This is a genomic window from Nostoc sp. CmiVER01 (assembly GCF_034531135.2).
Classification (GTDB): Bacteria; Cyanobacteriota; Cyanobacteriia; order Cyanobacteriales; family Nostocaceae; genus Nostoc.
The window spans coordinates 101189-118538 of record NZ_JAVRBU020000022.1 but is presented as its reverse complement, the minus strand read 5'-3'; the positions used below and the strand labels follow the sequence as shown (position 1 = coordinate 118538).

Here is a 17350-nt window from a genome sequence, read left to right as displayed (position 1 = left end):
GTATCAGAGACTACTATTCTTTTCTTTAGCGATGGCTACGCCCGCCGAAGGCATCGCAGAACTTTTCGGTCTACTGACTTTACGTTGGTAGATTAAATAGTTGTTACCTAAGTAAAGTTGCACTCCACATGATTCGCCTGTTACTGGTGGACGATCAAAGTTTAATCTGCCAAGGTCTGAAAGCCATGCTCACGCTGGAACCAGATTTGCAAGTGGTAGGAACTGCTGATAACGGTGAAACAGCCATTGAGCAGGTAGCTGCTTTACAGCCTGATGTGGTATTAATGGATGTACGGATGCCTGTAATGGATGGTAGAGAAGCTACACGGATTATCTGTCAGCAGTATCCAAATACCAAAGTCTTAGTTTTAGTACATTTGATGACGAGCGCTATGTCGCTCAGTCCATCCGTGCGGGAGCGAGGGGCTATTTACTCAAGGATATGCCTTCCCAAGAATTAGCGCAAGCGATTCGCTTTGTTCATTCTGGATATACTCAACTAGGGCCAGGACTAATGGAAAAGCTAATGGCTAACGTCCCAGATCCAGATGTTGTTACACCAAAGCCAGTCCAGAAAGAATTAACTGAGTTAACCCCACGGGTACAAGATGTATTGCGTTTGATTGCTCAAGGCTTGACTAATCGTGAAATCGCTGAACAACTTTACGTTGCTGAAGGAACGGTCAAAACCCATGTGACTCACCTTTTAAACCGCCTTAATTTCCGTAACCGATCGCAAATGGCAATTTATGCTAACTCTGTTTATGGTGTTTAAATTTTTTTGGATAATTTATGTACTGGAGCGTAGGCGTAGCCCGCCGTAGGCATCGTCACTGAATAAAAGCTAAATTTAAATAGGTACTGGATTTTTTAATTGCTATGCTGGCAAGCTACATTGACCAAGCGATGGAACTAGCGGTTTATGAGATCATTGAAGATGATCAAACTTTTTGGGGTGAAATTCCAAATTTACAAGGAGTCTGGGCTAATCATAAAACGCTAGAAGGATGTAGACGGGAATTAAGAGAAGCTTTAAGTGATTGGCTAGCGCTACGGTTACATTTGGGGTTAACGATTCCTGTAATTGTTGGTATCAACCTCAATGAACTGACCAAACCTGTATAAAAATGTCTAGATTAACCCCTGTTTCTTGGCGTGATTTAGTAAAACGTCTGCAAGAGTTAGGTTTTGAAGGCCCCTATGCAGGAGGAAAGCACCCACAAATGCGGCGAGGTGATGTTACTGTAATTATCACCAATCCTCATGAAGGGGATATTAGTGTGGGTCTATTATCGCGGCTATTGCGACAAGCTGGAGTTTCTCGTGAAGAATGGTTAGGTGAGTGAAAATCTAAAAGTGTATTAAACTCTGCAATTTTTACCTTAAGTTGTAATCAAGAGTATTAGTAAAAGTATAATTTTAGCATTTTTGGAGTTGATCATGCTTAAGCAACTCATTCTCGAAAATTGGAAAAGTTTCCGTTATGCGGAGCTTCCACTTGACCCGTTAACTGTCCTCATTGGGACAAATGCGAGTGGTAAGTTCAATGTGGTTGAGGCTTTGGAATTTTTACAAAGAATTGCTAGAGGTGAGAATATTGAAGCAGCTTTAGCAGGAGATAGAACACTTCCATCTCTTCGCGGTGGTATAGAGTGGGCTGCACTTAAACCTGAAACTCAGTTTACATTAAAAACCTTAATTCAGGCAGAGGATGAAAATACTGATTACCTTTATAGCATTAGAGTACAAACTAAACCTATTGCTCAGATTTTGATGGAAGATATAATAGAGCCTCAAAATGAAATTAATAAAAATAACAAGAAAGAAGATTTGGATAAAAAATATATTTCCAATAAATCTTTACTTCCAAGTATTAAAAAACAGTTAATTTCTTACTACAAAGTTAAAGATAATATTAATCAAACGAAAAATTCCCTTAATTTAGATTTTGCAAAACTTATTGACAATTCCTCATTATTAATAAATTTAAATGAGAAAGATATAGAAAAATTAAAAAAATTCCTAGTGGAGAATCATTAATTGCATCTGTCAACGAAAGCATTCAACTCCTAGAAGATGTAAAGTCAAAACTTATAGAGCATTTTGATAATAGAGATAAACAAATTGACTCATTGATTCATCCATTATTGAAAGAATATGACTTGGTTGTTGATAGCATTGAAAATATTTTTTTTATAAATCCAATTCCCTCTAAAATGCGGGATTATTCATCAATCTCTGATGTCTTGGAAAGTGACGCATCAAATATAGCTGGTGTACTTACTGGTTTACCTGATGAGCGTAAAGTAGAAGTAGAAGCAGCGCTATCTGCCTATGTAAAGAATTTACCAGAAGGCGATATTAAAAAAGTATTTGCAGAAGCAGTTGCTCCCCTTAAAACTGAGGCGATGCTTTATTGTGAAGAAGAATGGAAACCTGGAGAGACGATATTAATAAATGCTAAAACTATGTCTGATGGAACTCTCCGCTTTCTAGCAATTATTACAGCACTACTTATCAGACCAGAAGGCAGTCAACTAGTAATTGAGGAAATAGATAATGGCCTTCATCCCTCGCGTGCAGAATTACTGGTAAGAATACTGCGAGAAATAGGCAGCAAAAGAAAAATTGATATTTTACTGACCACCCATAACCCAGCTTTGCTTGATGCTTTAGGGCCAGAGATAGTTCCTTTTGTGGTTGTTGCACACCGCGATAAAGAAACTGGAGAAAGCAAACTTACACTTTTAGAAGATATTGAAAATCTTCCTCTTTTACTTGCATCAGGGACTTTGGGCAGATTAGCAACCAAAGGCGCAATTGAAAAGAGCCTTTCTGATAATAAATAAAACAAAATATGAGAAAGGTTCTGATTATTGATACATCAATACTCTGTGTTTACTTGGGTGTTCCTGGTAAAGAGACTTGTGGTTCTGATAATGATAAGTGGGATAAAAAAAGAGTTGAAGCCCGTTTTCAGGAAGAAGAAAAACAAGGTGCAAAGTTTATACTACCAATAGCAACAATTATAGAAACTGGTAATCACATTGCACAAGCTAACTCTAAGCGATATGAAATTGCTCAAGCTTTCGGTAATATTTTAGTGAAAGTAGCAGATGGAGTTATACCTTGGGGAGTTTTTGAAACTCAAGTAGGTGAACTTTGGAATTCAGAACAATTGAAACAGTTGGCTACTGAATGGCCTACTCTAGCATCTAGAAAGATTTCTATCGGAGATGCGACAATTAAGACTGTGGCTGAATATTACGCCAAAACCAGTAGCACATTTCAAGTAGAAATTTTTACCGACGATGGAGGACTCAAGGCTTATGAACCAGCTAATCCAGCACCTACGCGTCGTAGCAGCCGGACAAAAGGGTAAAATATTTTTGAGCGATCGCCCCTTACCTCTAACATCACGTTATCATCGGATATTGTGGAATTTCCGTGCGTAACTCGATAGCATCTATGACCGCCTCTCACTCTGAAACTCCATCTCCCAAGCCGGATGCAAGTACTTTTATTTCTGACCATCAACAGGTGGATCGCAGTAAGCTAAGTCAAATGTACTTGCACTATGTCGAGACGAAGGATAAATATCCTCACGCGGTATTGCTGTATCGGGTAGGAGATTTCTTTGAATGCTATTTCCAAGATGCTGTAAAACTAGCGCAAGAATTGGAATTAGTTCTCACTAGTAAACAAGCTGGAGAACAGGGACGAGTGGCGATGTCTGGTGTTCCGCATCACGCTTGGGAACGCTACGCGACGATGCTAGTAGAAAAAGGTTATGCAGTCGTAATTTGCGACCAAGTAGAAGATGCTTCTGAAGCTGCTGGTAGATTAGTGCGACGCGAAGTAACGCGCATCCTCACCCCAGGCACTTTGCTAGAAGAAGGAATGCTCAAATCAAGTCGCAATAATTACCTCGCAGCAGTAGTAATTGCGGCAAACCATTGGGGTTTAGCTTATGCAGACATCTCCACAGGGGAATTTCTTACAACTCAAGGTAGTGATTTAGAACATCTGACACAAGAGTTAATGCGCTTGCAACCTTCAGAGGTGCTGGTTCCAACAAATGCGCCCGATTTAGGTAGTTTGCTGCGTCCAGGAGAAACTTCGCCACATCTTCCCCAGTGTTTGCCACCATCATTTTGTTATAGTTTGCGATCGCAAGTACCATTTTCTCAAGGCGAAGCTAGACCTAGATTATTGCAGAAATTTAAGGTGCGATCGCTTGAAGGACTCGGTTGCGATCATCTTCCCCTCGCCGTTCGTGCGGCTGGCGGTCTTCTGGAATACTTGGAAGATACTCAAAAAGAAAACCCAGTTACCCTTCAAAGACTCCGCAGCTACACTGTCACCGATTATCTGATTGTTGATAATCAAACCCGCCGTAACCTGGAAATTACTCAAACCGTCCGGGATGGAACTTTTCACGGTTCTCTACTCTGGGCATTAGATAGAACTAATACAGCGATGGGTGGGCGTGCTCTACGGCGGTGGTTGTTGCAACCCCTAATAGATATTAAAGGCATTCGGGCACGTCTTGATACCATCCAAGAATTGATGGAAAATACACCACTGCGTCAAGATTTACGGCAGTTGTTACGCCAAATTTATGACCTAGAACGCCTGACGGGAAGGGCGGGTTCTGGTACAGCTAATGCTAGAGATTTAGTAGCTTTGGCAGATTCCCTTTCACGCTTACCAGAATTATCCAGCTTGGTAACTGAGGCGCGTTCTCCATTCCTCAAAGCTTTGCAGAAAGTCCCAACTGTGTTGGAAGAATTAGCACACAAGTTACACGCACATCTTGTGGAGTCGCCACCTATACTAATCAAAGAAGGCGGATTGATTCGCCCTAGTGTAAATCCCCTGTTGGATGAAAGAAAGGCAACTGTAGAAGCGGATCAGCAATGGATTGCCAATTTAGAAGTTGATGAGAGAGCTAAGACGGGAATTCCAACTTTGAAGGTAGGATTTAACAAAACTTTTGGTTATTATATCAGTATTTCCCGCAGCAAAGCTGACCAAGTACCCGCTAATTATATCCGCAAGCAAACCCTGACCAATGAGGAACGCTACATCACCCCAGATTTGAAGGAACGGGAAGCGCGGATTCTCACAGCGCGGGATGATTTAAATCAGTTGGAATATGAGATTTTTACAGCATTGCGGGAAGAGGTAGCACAAGAGGCGGAAGTGATTCGCAATTTATCTCGTGCAGTGGCGGCGGCAGACGTGTTGTGTGGTTTGGCTGAGTTAGCGGTGCATCAAGGGTACTGTCGTCCAGAAATGTTGTCAGGGAGGGAGATAAACATTGTTGATGGGCGTCATCCTGTGGTGGAACAGTCTTTACCTGCGGGTTTCTTTGTGCCGAATTCGACTCAATTGGGTCAAGAGTCATTAGTCATTAGTCATTTGTCATTAGCAGATGACCAAGAACAAATTGCAAATGACAATCCCGATTTGATCATCCTCACCGGGCCAAACGCAAGTGGCAAAAGTTGTTATTTGCGTCAGGTGGGATTAATTCAGTTAATGGCGCAGATTGGTAGTTTTGTACCAGCGAGGTTTGCTAGATTGGGAATATGCGATCGCATTTTCACCCGTGTAGGTGCAGTAGATGATCTTGCAACTGGTCAATCTACCTTCATGGTGGAGATGAATGAAACGGCGAATATTCTCAACCATGCCACATCTAGATCCCTAGTACTGTTAGATGAAATTGGTCGCGGAACGGCAACATTTGATGGTCTTTCTATAGCTTGGGCGGTGGCAGAATATATAGCAGTGGATATTCGGGCAAGAACTATTTTTGCTACCCACTACCATGAATTGAATGAATTGGCAAGTATTTTACCGAATGTGGCTAACTATCAGGTAACAGTGAAAGAATTACCTGACCAAATTATCTTTTTGCATCAAGTTCAACCGGGAGGCGCTGATAAGTCTTATGGAATTGAGGCGGGAAGATTGGCGGGTTTACCAGCCGTAGTTATTCAACGAGCAAAACAAGTGATGGGTCAAATTGAGAAACACAGCAAGATTGCGATGGGGCTACAAAATCTGGATTGACATATCACCACATTTCTTTAAAATTTAGACCTATATTATTGCGTGTTTAGGCAGCCAAAATAGCACCAAAAGCGATAACAGTCCATAAATTGTTATCATGTAAGTACGTAATGTACATACCCTTGAAGATGAGTAACTCCTACAGCATTCGTAGTACTAAAATTGGTAACAGTGCAGGGTTTAGGCTACCGGCTGAGTTTTATCGGGAACATCCTCAGTTTGCCAATGCAGATGGTTGGATAGAGGTATTGTCGCCGGATACTGCAATTTTACGGATTTTAAAATCTGGTGATGATGAAGACGCCGAAGACTCAGTAATGATGCGGCTGTTTCTCGATTTTGTTATGGCAGAAGCGCTCAAAAATAACACACTGCAACCTTATACAACTGAAATGTCTGAGGCTGCCCGCGACCTAATTGTAGGTGTGGAATTAGACGATGAGTCATTAGAAGATGGCTAGTTTTGTCAGTAATGGATGGGTAGTTTATTTTCACCCACAACTATTTGCTACTCAATATCAAGAATTATTTGAGCGCGTTTCCCATTTACGGGAGCAATTACCAGAGGCTGAATATAAAACCCATGCAACGGTAAAATTGTTTGCAGCAATTACTGTTGCAATTGAAACTAAGATTCCCTCTGATCCGTTTGCAAGTCATTTTGCCTTGACAGGGGCGTTAAAACGCTATGGACGGGTGAAAAAGATGGGTTTACCGGAACGGTATCGGCTGTTTTTTAAGGCGTTTGATACGGAACAGTTGAAAGTAATTGTAATTTTGTGGTTAGGGTTTCCACGTAAAGAGGGGGCGAAAAATGACTGCTACCAGGTGTTTACTAAGATGGTTGAACAAGGGAAATTTCCAGACACTTTAGATGAGTTGTTGAAAGATTATGAGATAACGGATGATTAAAAGAGCAAGAGAGTTATCAAGTAGTTGAAATCTTGTTAACGTTTATGCTTAAAATTGCACAAGAGGTTTATTTAGCATCTATTAAAAGCTAAAGTCAACCCTTTGCAGGACTCCCATAAGCAATGCTGACTGAAATTTTGCCTTTCCGCTTTGAGTTAGACACGATCGCGATCGCCGGAGCGAGTTTGTGGTCATTGGCGCTATATCTAGGTTTTTCCCAAGTTAATGAATGGGTAATCGAACAACTCAACCGTTGGTTTAACTTTGCCGAGCGATCGCTTTATACCAGTCAATCAGAATTTGAAAAGACTCGTAAAGCCAGAGAATCCCAAAACTCTTTCTACGCCTCATTATTTAGCATTGTGCCTTTTTTGGTAGTCGGTGCTTTATGTAACTGGATTCTAGAAATTAGTTTAGGTGAAAGTTGGGGAATTAGTACAGGAATATTAGCTTGTATGGGCGCTGGCATTTATGAACTTGGGCGCAGGGATGGCGAATCTTCGGATTAATTAGAGAAGAAAGTTAAAGAATAACTTTGAATTGTTTCCCAATCCCTTTACTTCTTAATTTCCTCACCAACAATCTGTGCTATCTTTTGAGCTGCACCACTTTCACCACGAATATTACGGAGTTTAGCGCGAATATCGTCCAATTTTTCTGGATGGGCTAGTAAGTCTAAAACCATTTCTCCAATTTCTTGTGGTTCAAGTTTACCCATAAGTTCTGGCACTATCTCTTCCTGTGCCCAGATATTTGGCCATGCTAATAAACCTTTGCGTCTTACAAATCTTAGGAACAACCAATTAATTACCTTTGTAAAAGGCGTACCTACTCCCGGCAGATTTGCCAACAACCCAGGTAAACCATCCCAAGCACGCATGGCATCAAGTTGCTGAGTTGGCAGCAAAACAATCATTGGCACTCCTAAAGCACCGAGTTCGGCAGTGTTTGCCCCCACTGTAGTCAAGCAGATGCAGCACTGGGATAATAAGTGATATGCAGGGTTTTCTTGCCACAGTTCTACAGTTAAGCCTGTTGTTGTTTTAAGCAATGCTTTGCTATTAGCGTGCTCTGGGACAATTAAGGAAGCACCGCCAAAGCCAAAGATTTCAGTAATAGAGTTCCTTTGAGGATCGGCAAAACTAGCTAAAGTTTGTAAATCTAAAGTTGGAGCTACAGGAATCACAAATTTAGTTTGAGGTCTTTTTGCATGAACGTATTCAGCAATGCCTAGACTTAATGGTACTCCTTGGGCTAATTTTGCGGTTTTTGAACCAGGAAGTAGACCAATGATTGGGGCGTGGGGAGTAGGGAGTAGGGAATAGGGAGTGCTGACTTGTTCTTGTGCTTCTAGCATCAAATCACCGACAACAGTGAATTTGTGAGCATATTTCTGGGGGACACGGGCAGCAACTTCAGGTTTCATCACCCCAAACCGATCAATCCACTTATGCCAACGAGCTTCCCATTCGGCGTAAACTACTGTGCGATATCCCAGCTTTTTGCCTATGACTAAGGGGAAAATTTGATCGCCACCCAGAAAAACTACTACACCGTGACTTCTCCAGTCCCAATTCTCAAAAGTTTTACCCCAAAGCAAAAATTGCCAAAAATGCTCTGCTGACTGTACTCTATCTACTTCTGGGTAAGAAAGAGCGATCGCAGCTTCTTTTCCACTAGCATTTGAGCAAGGTGATAATACCACAGAAATCCTTACTAAAGAAGGGTCATCCCCTAATTCTTGCCGCAGCGCCTTTACCACTGGACGTACCCAGGTTGTTACTTCACCTGGGCCATTTGAAAGGATGAGAATATCTACTTGAGTCATTTATACTTATCTAAATTATGTAATTCATCTTCCAAAAAATTTAAATCTTGAGAAGTTGGAATTTTCATACTAATCAAAAATACTATTTGATTATTTTCAATATTTATATTAATTACATTAACTACTGCTTTATCAGGCGATAAATTTAAGCCTGGAACTGTTATCGACTGATTTTTATACCCTGCATCATCAAGCCATTCAGAAATATTTCGCCAATTTTCTAACTTTTCATCAGACTTATCCAACAGACTTTTTACATACCTGTATATAGTTGCACAGAGGTCAGTTTCTACACCCTTCCCATTTTTACCGAGTTTCTCAGCTATTTCAGATGGACTACAGCCACAAAGCAAACCCCGCAAGTGTCGCTTTTCCACTGGTGTTAAACCCTTACCTTTCATTGATGACAAATCAGAGTAAAGGGTTTCCAAGTCCCAGTTATTCGCTGCTTGCATGAACGGTTCATTGCTGGATGGCATGATTATATTTACGATGGTAACAATTTTTACTGATGTAATCCTAGCATAATTCCTGACGCTTACTAGAAGTTAGTTAGCTTTTAATTAACAGATACTTAGATTATTGACATAAAAGCTACAAACTATACGGACAAGATGATGAACAAATATCAATTAAAAGTTGGAGTAAAGTTAAAATCGATCGCGTTTCCTGCTTTAATCCTGATGTGTTCTGCTGTAGCTACACCAGCTATGGCAGCAGATTGGAGTTTTCCTTGGCAAGCAGGTAAAAGCGCTACGATTAGCAGAGGAACTGGTTCTCATAATGATGGCTGGAATACACAATCGAATGCTGTTGATTTCGCTATTAGTCCGGGTACTCCAGTATTGGCACCTGTTGATTCAACAATAATCAGCGTTTGTCAAGCTAGAGGAGCAGATAATCATAATGCTATTTTCTTTAAATCTCCAGATGGTAATTACACACTAATGCACCTTAAAGCATTTGGTTTGTATCCAGGTCAATTTTTCAAAAAAGGACAACAGATAGGTGTAGTAGCTGCTGACACTCCTAATGATCCTAAGTGTGCGATATCTACAGGCCCCCATCTTCATATAAATTTCCCAAACCGCAACCTAGTTGTGGATGGTTATCAAGTTGTAACTATAACGCGTGGGACATACACTTCCAGAAATGGTATTGTTATTGACGACTTCACCCGTGTCAATTTCAGTGGAGTTACTGCTCCTGGTGGAGTTAATGTGCGCTCTGGCACTTCCACATCTGCTTCAATTGTTGGAAGATTGGGGAGTACTGTGAGAGTTAATTTTGATGGATGGAAATATGGCGATTCCGTAGCAGATACTTGGACAGGTAGGCCCGATCGCCGTTGGTATCGTATTGCTGGTACTAATAATTGGATAGCAAGTGCTGTTATTAATGGTAATGCTCCTGGTTCCCAACCTTAATTTTCTATCTAGTTTTTTAAACTTAAATTTCCCCGCTTTCTGATAGCGGGGTTTTTTATCAAAATTTTAGAAGCCGTAAGTTTTTCTAATATGAAACGCTGCATCTTCACTTTTTTATTATTGATATTTTTAACCTTAAGAAAATTTATCTAAAGCTCTCAAAATCTCTTTTCTCTAAGACTATATTTTTATAGCATTAATAACTAAATAGTTAATTATCGATGTAAATAAAAATTTACAAATTAGTGAGCAGATACTTTTAAATCAGTCAACAATTACAAAGAAATATTTCGTTTTTTATATCGATTTGTGTCAGATACACGATAAAATGCCCACTGGGCAAGCGTTTTCTGATAAAAAACACATATTGCCTAAAGATCACAAAGTTACCTGTGGCTGATGATGCCGCTAGGAACTTCCTTCAGAGAACACGCATCAAAGGAGCCGAAGAAGCATGTTCACACACGTCAAGTCCACCATTAGACACATTGCGCCAGATAACTTACGCGGACGTAATTTAATCAAGGTGGTCTATGTCGTGCTTGAGTCCCAGTACCAGAGTGCTTTGTCGCAAGCGGTTCGCACGATTAACGCGAACAATCCCAACTTGGCGATTGAAATCAGTGGGTACTTGATTGAGGAACTCCGCGACCCTGAGAACTACGAAGAGTTCAAACGAGAAATGGAGAGTGCGAATATCTTCATCGCTTCCCTCATTTTCATCGAAGACTTAGCACAGAAAGTAGTAGCAGCTGTAGAACCACACCGCGATCATCTGGACGTTTCCGTTGTCTTTCCCTCAATGCCAGAGGTAATGCGCCTGAGTAAAATGGGTAGCTTTTCCCTAGCACAGTTGGGTCAGTCAAAAAGTGCGATCGCTCAATTCATGCGGAAACGCAAAGAAAAATCCGGTGCGGGATTCCAAGATGGGATGCTGAAGCTTTTGCGAACGCTGCCGCAAGTGCTGAAGTTTCTACCGATGGACAAGGCACAGGACGCTCGAAATTTCATGCTCAGTTTTCAGTATTGGCTAGGTGGTTCTCCAGAAAATTTGGAAAACTTCTTACTGATGCTAGCTGATAAATATGTATTTAAAGGTTTAGACAAACAAATTGCACCTTCTACATATCAGCAGCCAGTTGTTTATCCCGATTTAGGGATTTGGCATCCTTTGGCTCCTAGTATGTTTGAAGATGTCAGAGAGTACCTCAATTGGTACACAGCTCGTAAGGATATTTCTAACGATCTCAAAGATCCCTTAGCTCCCTGTGTCGGATTAGTATTGCAACGCACTCACCTAGTTACAGGCGATGATGCCCATTATGTCGCAATGGTGCAGGAGCTAGAAGCACTAGGCGCACGGGTATTACCAGTTTTTGCTGGTGGTTTGGATTTCTCCAAGCCTGTGGATGCTTACTTCTATGAACCAAATACCAACACACAGTTAGTAGATGCAGTGATATCGCTAACTGGTTTTGCTTTAGTGGGTGGCCCAGCTAGACAAGACCATCCCAAAGCAATTGAGTCACTCAAACGGTTAAATCGTCCTTATATGGTGGCGTTACCCTTAGTATTCCAAACCACAGAAGAGTGGATGGATAGCGATTTAGGGTTACATCCAATTCAAGTAGCTTTGCAAATTGCAATTCCTGAATTGGATGGAGCAATTGAGCCAATTATATTATCGGGTAGAGATGGGGCTACAGGGAAAGCGATCGCCCTGCGCGATCGGGTTGAAGCAGTAGCCGAACGCGCCTTAAAATGGGCAAATCTGCGCCGCAAACCGAAGCTGGAGAAGAAAGTCGCCATCACCGTTTTCAGTTTCCCACCAGATAAAGGCAACGTCGGAACCGCCGCTTACTTGGATGTATTCGGCTCAATTTATGAGGTAATGAAAGCCCTCAAAAATAACGGCTACGACTTACCAGAATTGCCAGAATCCGCCGAAGCGTTGATGCAAGAAGTCATCCATGACGCCCAAGCGCAGTACAACAGCCCAGAACTGAACGTTGCTTATAAGATGTCGGTTCCTGAGTATGAGGCGCTGACCCCATATTCTCAACGCCTAGAGGAAAACTGGGGCCCACCTCCCGGACACCTTAACAGCGACGGGCAAAATCTGCTAATTTATGGTAAGCAATTTGGTAACGTCTTCATCGGTGTCCAACCTACATTCGGTTACGAAGGCGACCCAATGCGGTTGTTATTCTCCCGTTCAGCTAGTCCTCACCACGGTTTTGCTGCTTACTACACTTACCTAGAGCAAGTTTGGAAAGCTGATGCTGTACTGCATTTTGGTACACACGGTTCCTTGGAATTCATGCCAGGTAAACAGATGGGGATGTCTGGTGATTGTTATCCAGATAACTTGATTGGCTCAATTCCCAACCTGTATTACTATGCAGCGAATAATCCAAGTGAGGCGACGATTGCCAAACGTCGGAGTTATGCCGAAACAATTTCTTACTTGACACCGCCAGCAGAAAATGCTGGTTTGTATAAAGGTTTAAAGGAACTCAGCGAATTAATTGCTTCCTACCAAACCTTAAAAGATAGTGGACGCGGTGTTTCCATTGTCAACAGCATCATGGATAAATGCCGGATCGTGAATCTGGATAAGGATATTGACCTGCCAGAAACCGATGCCAGAGACATGAGTACCGACGATCGCGATAATATTGTTGGCAACGTCTACCGCAAGTTGATGGAAATCGAGTCTCGGTTGTTGCCTTGTGGGTTACACGTTATTGGTAAACCGCCAAGTGCAGAAGAAGCGATCGCAACTCTTGTCAACATTGCTAGTCTAGATCGTCAAGAAGAAGGACTTCAAGGCTTACCGGGAATTATCGCTAACAGCATTGGGCGTAATATAGATGATATTTACCAAAATAGCGATCGGGGCATTTTACAAGATGTCCAGTTATTGCAAGATATCACCTTAGCAACCCGTGCAGCAGTTACCGCCCTTGTTCAAGAGCAAACCGACGCCGAAGGACGAGTTTCTCTAGTTTCCCGGTTGAATTTCTTCAACATGGGTAAAAAAGAACCTTGGGTAGAATCATTGCATAAAGCAGGTTATCCCAAAGTCGATACCACAGCCCTAAAACCCCTGTTTGAATATTTGGAATTCTGCCTGCAACAAGTTTGTGCCGACAACGAACTAGGAGCATTACTTAGAGGCTTAGAAGGCGAGTACATTTTACCTGGCCCTGGTGGCGATCCCATCCGCAACCCGGATGTATTGCCCACGGGTAAGAATATGCATGCTTTAGATCCGCAATCCATCCCAACAACAGCAGCAGTACAATCAGCCAAAATCGTTGTAGATAGGCTTTTGGCACGTAACAAAGCTGAAAACGATGGAAAATGGCCAGAAACCATCGCCTGCGTCCTTTGGGGAACCGATAACATCAAAACTTACGGCGAATCCCTAGCGCAAATTATGTGGATGGTAGGCGTGCGTCCAGTTCCCGATGCTTTGGGACGGGTGAACAAGTTAGAATTGATATCTCTAGAAGAGTTGGGACGCCCCAGAATTGATGTAGTAATCAATTGTTCTGGTGTATTCCGCGACTTGTTCATCAACCAAATGAACTTGCTAGACCAAGGGGTGAAGATGGCGGCTGAAGCAGATGAACCCTTAGAAATGAACTTTGTTCGCAAACATGCTTTGCAACAAGCTGAGGATATGGGGATTAATCTGCGTCAAGCAGCGACGCGCGTTTTCTCCAACGCTTCTGGTTCCTACTCGTCAAATATCAATTTGGCGGTAGAAAACAGCACTTGGGATAGCGAAGCCGAGTTACAGGAAATGTATCTCAACCGGAAATCTTTCTCCTTCAATTCCGATAACCCCGGAATCATGGATGAATCCCGGCAGATTTTTGAAAGTACATTGAAAACTGCTGATGCAACTTTCCAAAATCTGGATTCTTCTGAGATTAGCTTAACGGACGTTTCCCACTACTTCGATTCAGATCCTACTAAGCTTGTGGCAAATCTGCGGGGTGATGGTAAAAAACCAGCATCTTATATTGCAGACACAACCACAGCTAACGCCCAAGTGCGTACACTATCAGAAACCGTGCGTTTGGATGCGCGTACCAAATTATTAAATCCCAAATGGTACGAGGGGATGCTGAATCACGGTTACGAAGGTGTGCGCGAACTCTCCAAGCGATTGGTAAATACAATGGGTTGGAGTGCGACAGCCGGCGCTGTGGATAACTGGATTTACGAAGATACTAACGAAACCTTCATCAAAGATGAAGAAATGCAGAAACGGTTGCTGAACCTTAATCCTCATTCTTTCCGCAAAGTTGTATCAACTTTGTTGGAAGTGAATGGACGCGGTTATTGGGAGACTAGCGAGGAGAATTTAGATCGTCTGCGCGAGTTGTACCAAGAAGTTGAAGACCGGATTGAAGGAATAGAATAACAACCAAAATAGAGGCGTTTTCTAGAACGTCTCTATTCTGCCAACCATTTTTACAGATTACAAAGAATGCGCCTAAATGAAAATAATAAATATAATTAGGGGTATGTATGTCTGCTAAAGATGTTTTTCATGAAGTTGTCAAAACAGCTTTACAGAAAGACGGTTGGCAAATTACTAACGATCCACTCACAATTAGCGTGGGTGGAGTTAATCTTTCTATTGATTTAGCCTCCCAAAAGCTGATTGCAGCAGAACGTGAAGGACAAAAAATTGCAGTCGAAGTCAAAAGTTTTTTAGAAAGGTCGTCTGCTATTTCAGAATTTCATACAGCATTAGAGGATGTTTGAAAAGTAATGATTCATGTATCACATATTTTTTACCCCACCCTAACCCTCCCCTTATAAAGGGGAGGGAACCAGATTTTTCTTGTTTCCCCCCAATATATCGGGGGGATTAAGGGGGGTAAAAATGTGATTAAAAGCACAAGATACCACTTTTCAAACATCCTCTTAGGACAGTTTATTAATTATAGAGGTGCATTACGACGGCGGCAACCGAAGCGTGTTTTGTATTTAGCAGTACCTTTAACAATTTACAAAACATTTTTTCAACTTGATTTCCCTAAAGAGATGATAGCAGAAAATCAAGTAAAAATGCTTATCTATGATGTAGAGCAAGAGGTGATTTTCCAATGGAGAAATTAACTCGATATCGCCAGCTTGTACAACAAATATTACAGGAATATAGTGAGCAGAAACCAACTTACGGAAATATAGAAGTTGAAACAATTTTTGATACAGAACGCAATCATTATCAAATAGTTCATGTAGGCTGGGAAGGTCAAGACTGGGTACATAGTTGTATTATCCATATTGACATTAAGGGTGGAAAAATTTGGCTTCAGTGGAATGGTACAGAAGATGACATCGCAGCTAATTTGGTAGCTGCGGGAGTTCCCAAGGAAGATATTGTGTTAGGTTTTCAGTCCCCTTTTATGAGACAGTTTACAGAATATGCAGTGAGTTAAGAGATGTTTTGAAAATCTCCAAGTACTACTTAATGAATGTTAACCCCAACTCCTGTGTTAATATGATCTTAATGGGCTAGAGAATGCTAAATAAGATTAACTAAATCATAAAGTAAGAAGTATTAATTATGGATAGTTGGCAAGATATTACTGATGATAGATTAGTAAGACCAATACATCCTGGCGAAGTAATTGCAGATATTTTAGATCATTTAGATATTAATACCGCAAATTTTGCAGAAAATTTAGGAGTATCTAATCAAACAGTTCAGAAAATTATTAATGGTCAAAGAGTAATTATAGTAGATATAGCAATACGTCTTGGTAAAGTTTTAGGAAATGGACTAAGACTTTGGCTTAATCTTCAGCAAAAAGTTGAACTTTGGGATGCTTGGCAAAGCCATAAAGAAGAAATTCAAGGAATAGAATACTTATTGTAGGGTAGGCAAAATGCCAAATATTCTATCTAAAAGAAACAAGAATCAAACTCCTTTTCAATCTCCTCAAATTCACCTGGCGTTAACACAATAGTTCCAATCAATCCATTTGGATCTAAGTCAACATTCTCAATAGCATTGAAAGACAAATTGTATGATTCATCTCTAAATAAAATAATTTCTAACTCAACAGGTATTAAAAGTTTATAAGGTACTTTTCCTTCCACTTGTTCAATCCCATAATACACATGATCTTCACTATCCCAATAAGCATATTCCGTACTATCATAGCTAATATAAAGGGTACAACTAATTTCAGTCTTTAGCTCAAAGGTAACAACGGGACATTCAACTTCTTCATCGATATTTACAATAGATTTATCAATAATTATTATCTCTTCTACTACTACTTCTATATATTCACTACCCAATTCAAAGTAACCATGTGCAAAGTCATCACTTAAAGAAAATTCTCTAGAGCTAAAACTATGTGATATTTCATTTTTAATTTCGCCCCAATTATCATCAAGTATTTTGTAACATAAATCTACTTCACTGGATTCTTGTTCTATAATCTCTGTTAACAATTTGTCAATGCTTTCTTTGTAAATTAAATATTCACTCTGACTAGAAGCCTTCTGCCAATCTGGATCGCCACTAATAATATATATTTTTCTATTTTCAGTTTTAGCTTTTTCTTCTATTGCAGCTATGGCAAATGCATCAGGAAATTCATGCTTCTTTTGACCATTTTCAAAAGGAGGAAGTATTTGAAAGTATTTAGTAAAAATATATTCTGCTGATACAGCATCTATTGTTAATATCTCTATTTGTGATTCTTTTATAAATTCGTTGAATTGTTCTTTTAATTCATCGGATAATTCATCCTTATTTAAAGATAAATTTAATAATATTTTAAATTTAAGAGAATTATGAATAATCTTAGCTTGTTTACGAAACTCTTTGTGAAGATTTTTAAATGCTAATGAAGCTTGTTGGGTTAAATGCTCAATATGAGCCATCACTTCTTGCTGTGTAACCGTAGTCAAATACAGACAAACCTTTTCATCTTGAACTAACTCTATAAGTTTTTTGAAGGATGTAGATTGATAGTTAAAGTTTTCCCTATCAAATACTTCTGTATCTAAAGCAACTAAACGAGTAGGTTGTCTGATTTTTTGTATCATTTATTTCTCTGTC

15 protein-coding genes and 3 pseudogenes are annotated in these 17350 nt (G+C 40.5%); 15 read left to right on the top strand and 3 right to left on the bottom strand.

Annotated elements, in window-relative coordinates; genetic code table 11:
* Window positions 1-128 precede the first annotated feature (128 nt).
* The 9 genes and pseudogenes from RMZ43_RS30945 (at window position 129) to RMZ43_RS30905 (ending at window position 7502) form a co-directional block, all read left to right on the top strand.
* Window positions 129-775 (top strand): annotated as a pseudogene (locus tag RMZ43_RS30945) (response regulator).
* Between the two features lie 104 nt (window positions 776-879).
* Window positions 880-1125, top strand: coding sequence for a type II toxin-antitoxin system HicB family antitoxin (locus RMZ43_RS30940; protein ID WP_322650484.1), 246 nt, complete (start codon window positions 880-882; stop codon window positions 1123-1125).
* Between the two features lie 2 nt (window positions 1126-1127).
* Window positions 1128-1346, top strand: coding sequence for a type II toxin-antitoxin system HicA family toxin (locus RMZ43_RS30935; RefSeq protein WP_094351755.1), 219 nt, complete (start codon window positions 1128-1130; stop codon window positions 1344-1346).
* 94 nt (window positions 1347-1440) lie between these two features.
* Window positions 1441-2849 (top strand): annotated as a pseudogene (locus tag RMZ43_RS30930) (AAA family ATPase).
* 8 nt (window positions 2850-2857) lie between these two features.
* The gene (locus tag RMZ43_RS30925) at window positions 2858-3382 is read left to right on the top strand and encodes a hypothetical protein (RefSeq protein ID WP_322650487.1); all 525 of its coding nucleotides are present in this window, start codon (window positions 2858-2860) and stop codon (window positions 3380-3382) included.
* Between the two features lie 86 nt (window positions 3383-3468).
* The gene (mutS, locus tag RMZ43_RS30920) at window positions 3469-6081 is read left to right on the top strand and encodes a DNA mismatch repair protein MutS (RefSeq protein WP_322650488.1); all 2613 of its coding nucleotides are present in this window, start codon (window positions 3469-3471) and stop codon (window positions 6079-6081) included.
* A gap of 128 nt (window positions 6082-6209) precedes the next feature.
* On the top strand, window positions 6210-6542 hold the full coding sequence (locus tag RMZ43_RS30915; RefSeq protein ID WP_322650489.1) for a hypothetical protein: 333 nt from the start codon (window positions 6210-6212) through the stop codon (window positions 6540-6542).
* Window positions 6535-6993, top strand: a complete 459-nt coding sequence (locus RMZ43_RS30910) for a type II toxin-antitoxin system YhaV family toxin (RefSeq protein WP_322655652.1) — start codon at window positions 6535-6537, stop codon at window positions 6991-6993. Before RMZ43_RS30915 ends, RMZ43_RS30910 begins: the two co-directional genes overlap by 8 nt.
* A gap of 122 nt (window positions 6994-7115) precedes the next feature.
* The gene (locus tag RMZ43_RS30905) at window positions 7116-7502 is read left to right on the top strand and encodes a hypothetical protein (RefSeq protein ID WP_190909429.1); all 387 of its coding nucleotides are present in this window, start codon (window positions 7116-7118) and stop codon (window positions 7500-7502) included.
* A 47-nt stretch (window positions 7503-7549) separates the two neighbouring features.
* Here RMZ43_RS30905 and RMZ43_RS30900 read toward each other — a convergent pair whose 3' ends face one another.
* On the bottom strand, window positions 7550-8821 hold the full coding sequence (locus RMZ43_RS30900) for a lipid-A-disaccharide synthase (RefSeq protein WP_322655651.1): 1272 nt from the start codon (window positions 8819-8821) through the stop codon (window positions 7550-7552).
* Entirely contained in the window at window positions 8818-9276 is a 459-nt protein-coding gene (locus RMZ43_RS30895) for a helix-turn-helix transcriptional regulator (RefSeq protein ID WP_322655650.1), read from the bottom strand. The genes RMZ43_RS30900 and RMZ43_RS30895 overlap by 4 nt, the downstream gene beginning before the upstream one ends.
* Window positions 9277-9435: 159 nt before the next feature.
* Here RMZ43_RS30895 and RMZ43_RS30890 point away from each other — a divergent pair, with 159 nt between their 5' ends.
* The 6 genes and pseudogenes from RMZ43_RS30890 to RMZ43_RS30865 all read left to right on the top strand — a co-directional run bounded on the left by RMZ43_RS30890 (window position 9436) and on the right by RMZ43_RS30865 (window position 16153).
* The gene (locus RMZ43_RS30890; protein ID WP_322655649.1) at window positions 9436-10248 is read left to right on the top strand and encodes a peptidoglycan DD-metalloendopeptidase family protein; all 813 of its coding nucleotides are present in this window, start codon (window positions 9436-9438) and stop codon (window positions 10246-10248) included.
* 454 nt (window positions 10249-10702) lie between these two features.
* Window positions 10703-14686 carry a magnesium chelatase subunit H gene (locus tag RMZ43_RS30885; RefSeq protein WP_322655648.1) on the top strand — a complete coding sequence of 1328 codons (3984 nt, stop codon included), beginning with the start codon at window positions 10703-10705 and terminating at the stop codon, window positions 14684-14686.
* Window positions 14687-14793: 107 nt separating this feature from the next.
* Window positions 14794-15021 (top strand): annotated as a pseudogene (locus RMZ43_RS30880) (element excision factor XisH family protein); the annotation flags it as partial.
* 135 nt (window positions 15022-15156) lie between these two features.
* Window positions 15157-15390, top strand: coding sequence for an element excision factor XisH family protein (locus RMZ43_RS30875; protein ID WP_322654999.1), 234 nt, complete (start codon window positions 15157-15159; stop codon window positions 15388-15390).
* The gene (locus tag RMZ43_RS30870) at window positions 15378-15713 is read left to right on the top strand and encodes a XisI protein (protein ID WP_322654998.1); all 336 of its coding nucleotides are present in this window, start codon (window positions 15378-15380) and stop codon (window positions 15711-15713) included. The genes RMZ43_RS30875 and RMZ43_RS30870 overlap by 13 nt, the downstream gene beginning before the upstream one ends.
* 128 nt (window positions 15714-15841) lie before the next feature.
* Window positions 15842-16153, top strand: a complete 312-nt coding sequence (locus RMZ43_RS30865; RefSeq protein WP_322654997.1) for a HigA family addiction module antitoxin — start codon at window positions 15842-15844, stop codon at window positions 16151-16153.
* Window positions 16154-16179: 26 nt separating this feature from the next.
* Here RMZ43_RS30865 and RMZ43_RS30860 read toward each other — a convergent pair whose 3' ends face one another.
* Window positions 16180-17337 carry a PIN domain-containing protein gene (locus tag RMZ43_RS30860; protein ID WP_322654996.1) on the bottom strand — a complete coding sequence of 386 codons (1158 nt, stop codon included), beginning with the start codon at window positions 17335-17337 and terminating at the stop codon, window positions 16180-16182.
* Between the last annotated feature and the right edge of the window lie 13 nt (window positions 17338-17350).